General features: G+C 77.7%; 4 protein-coding genes. 2 read left to right on the plus strand and 2 right to left on the minus strand.

The genetic code is table 11. The annotated features are described in order from the left end of the window. Nucleotides 1-37: 37 nt before the first annotated feature. Nucleotides 38-202 carry a hypothetical protein gene (locus PYV61_RS23730; protein ID WP_275836350.1) on the minus strand — a complete coding sequence of 55 codons (165 nt, stop codon included), beginning with the start codon at nt 200-202 and terminating at the stop codon, nt 38-40. 105 nt (nt 203-307) lie between these two features. After that, complete coding sequence (locus PYV61_RS23735) at nt 308-1,138, minus strand: hypothetical protein (RefSeq protein ID WP_275836351.1); 831 nt, start codon at nt 1,136-1,138, stop codon at nt 308-310. 325 nt (nt 1,139-1,463) lie between these two features. On the opposite strand from PYV61_RS23735, the gene PYV61_RS23740 reads away from it, so the two are divergent. Together PYV61_RS23740 and PYV61_RS23745 are read left to right on the plus strand one after the other, a co-directional pair. Beyond that, the gene (locus PYV61_RS23740; protein ID WP_275836352.1) at nt 1,464-1,883 is read left to right on the plus strand and encodes a hypothetical protein; all 420 of its coding nucleotides are present in this window, start codon (nt 1,464-1,466) and stop codon (nt 1,881-1,883) included. Nucleotides 1,884-2,061: 178 nt separating this feature from the next. Further along, nucleotides 2,062-2,708 (plus strand): DUF6597 domain-containing transcriptional factor (locus PYV61_RS23745; RefSeq protein WP_275836353.1); only part of this gene is annotated, 647 nt, incomplete at its 3' end.

A 2,708-nucleotide genomic window follows, 5' to 3' on the forward strand; every position in this document is an offset into this window, starting at 1 on the left:
ACGCCGCCGAGCACCGCGCCGGCCACGCGCGCGCGCCTCATCGGTGCGGCCCGCGCCCGGCCGGCGGCGCGTCGTCGGCGTCGGGCGCGCGCTCGGGGGTCGGGACAGGGGTCTCGTCGGGATCGAGCAGCGGCGCGACGAGGTGCCCGGGGGCGGCCGCGGCGAGCGTGGCGGCGGCGGCGAAGAGGGACGGGTGCATCATGGTGCAGCGCATCGGTGGTCCTGGGGAGGGGAGGGGCCGCGCCGGCGGGACCGTCGGGCGCCTCGCTCGGCGTCGCCCCGACGGTCCGGCCGTTCGCGCGCGCGATCAGCGCGGCGGCAGCGCGACGGGCTCGCCGAAGACGAAATTGTCGAGCACCACGAGGTCGTGCGTGCCGCCCGCGCTCACGTCGCGCACGCCGGCGCCGAGCGCGCCCGTGCCGCCGGTGACGCGCACGCGCGCCACGATCGGGTCGGCGAAGCGCAGCCCGGCGAGCGACAGCCCGGCGGCGTCGCTGCGCGCCGGCGCGGTCACCTTCCCGAGGCTGCGGCCGTCGCGGTCGAAGTACTCGAGCGTGGTCGGCCCGAGCCGGTCGACGTCGCTGAACACGACGCCGAAGCCGGTGACCGCGGCCGGCGTCTGCTCCCCGGCGACGCGGAAGTGCACGTCCATGACGTGGCTCCCGACCGGGGCGAACACCTTGGTCGGCGAGAATGTCGCGAACTGCGCCGCGTAGCTGGCGTCGACGTCGGCGAAGCGCGTGCTGTCGTTGCGGAATCCGGTGCCCGGCGTGGTGAAGACGGCGCCGTTGCGCGCGGTCGTGTTGAAGAAGTCGGCGGGGAAGTCGTTGCGGTTGTTGAACGGGTTGGCGCCGGCGCCGTCCCAGCTGATCTCGCGGCGGCCGCCCGCCTGCTGCCCGGCGGCGGCGCCGTTGGCGGGGTCGCCGAGCAGCGTGCGGAACTCCGCCACGCGCGCGGCGACGTCGCCGCTGGCGGTGACGACGGCGGTGGGCTGCGGCGCGGGCGGGGCCGACGGCGCGACGGCGTCGTAGTCGTCGCTGTCGCAGGCAGCCGAGAGCGCGAGGGCGAGGGCGGCGGCGATACGCGCGGTCGTGCGCGCGGTGCCGGAGGGCGTGCGAGTGCCGGGAGCGTGACGCATGGGATATGAACTCGACGTGGAAGTGGCGCGATCGTGAGTCGTGCGGGCGCGACGCCCGCCGCCGCGTGGCGACGGGTGGTCGCACGCGCGGACCGGATGGATGCCGCGGATCCGCGCGCCGCGCTTGCACGAACGCGACGCGCCGCGTGCGACTCGCGCGACCCGCGCGACGCAATCGTTCAAGCGACGGCACGTCGTGCGCGCGCAGCGTGCGCGCTCCGTCGGGTCCGCGCCGCGCCTCGGTGCGCGCGCTGCCGCGGGCCTCACCTCACCGTACACGACGATGCTCCGTCAGAATTCCTTCTTCCCTTCGCATTCGAACTCGATGCGCGCCGCCGTCGCCGCGCTCGCCGCGCTGGCGGCCGTCGCATGCGGCGGCCCGCGTGCGGTCCCGGCCACGCGAGCGCTCGCGCCGGCGCCCGCGTTCACCTGGGTCGGCACGTGGGAGCTGCGCGGCTCCGACTTCCCCGACGGGCCGGCCTCCGGCGGCGCGGTGCGGGTGGCGACGCTGGTCGTCGCGCGGCAGGACACCGCGCACGCCGTCGTGGTGCACGGGCCGCCGGGGCTGCTCGACTGGTTCCGGCTGGCCGGCGACTCCGCGCAGTTCCAGTGGGACTTCCTCGCGCCGTCGGCCGACCACGGGCGCGCGATGTCGGTGCGCCTGCGGGCGGTCGGCGACTCGGTGGAGGGACGCTGGGTGATCGACGACCTCTCGGGACCGATCGTCGGCCGGCGGCTGCGCTGACGCCGCCCGCGCTGCTGCCGCCCGCCGCACAGCCCGGCATGTGCCGCCGCGCCCGTGCCGCAGACCGGACCGCGGTCCGCGGCGCGGGGGGCCGGCGGGGCCGCGTGGCGCATTCGTACAAGGCGGCGGGGAGGGTCGGTCGCATCTTGGGGGGCTGAACACGGACCCAGAGATGCCGATGGCACCCGCCCTCCTGACCGAACCGCCGTCGCCCGCCGACGCGGCGGCGCCGACCTCCGGTCGGCTGACGCTCGCCCCCGCCCCTCCGGACCTCGATCCGCTGGTGGAGTACCTGTGGCAGCTGGAGCTGCCCGCGGGCGCCACCCCGGACGCGTACTGGCGCGTGGTCGTCGACGGGTACGTCGACGTCGCAGTACGGCTGCCGCTGGACGCGGCGCTCGTCGACGCGGCGGCGCGCGCCGGCGGCACCGCCGCGTCGCGGCGCGACCTGGCCGACGCGATCGCGGCGAGCCCCACGCTCGTCTGCGGCGCGGCGACGACGACGCGCACCATCCCGCTGAGCGGCCCCGTGCTGCTGACGGGCGTGCGCTTCCGCCTGGGGCACGCGGGGCGCCTGCTGCACACGTCGGCCGCCGGCCGGGTGGACGGCGCGCGCCCGCTCCGCGACGTGCTGGTGGGCCGCGGCGCCGGCGACGCGGCGCGCGCGCTCGCCTCGTCGGGCGCGTCGCCGGCGCCGGCCGAGGACCCGGCGGACCGGGTGCTGCACGGCGCGGCGTTGCGCGCGTTCGCGCGGGGCGGCGCGGTGGGGCTGGCCCGGCGCCTGGTAAGTCGGATCGTAGCCATGTCGTTCTGTGGGCCAAGGAG

It is taken from the genome of Roseisolibacter sp. H3M3-2, from assembly GCF_029211165.1.
In the GTDB taxonomy this organism is placed as follows: domain Bacteria; phylum Gemmatimonadota; class Gemmatimonadetes; order Gemmatimonadales; family Gemmatimonadaceae; genus Roseisolibacter.

Bases quoted from the DNA above. Each gene is read 5' to 3' on its own strand.
- PYV61_RS23735 (WP_275836351.1), bottom strand. From the start codon at position 1,138: ATGCGTCACGCTCCCGGCACTCGCACGCCCTCCGGCACCGCGCGCACG.
- PYV61_RS23730 (WP_275836350.1), bottom strand. From the start codon at position 202: ATGATGCACCCGTCCCTCTTCGCCGCCGCCGCCACGCTCGCCGCGGCC.
- PYV61_RS23740 (WP_275836352.1), top strand. From the start codon at position 1,464: ATGCGCGCCGCCGTCGCCGCGCTCGCCGCGCTGGCGGCCGTCGCATGC.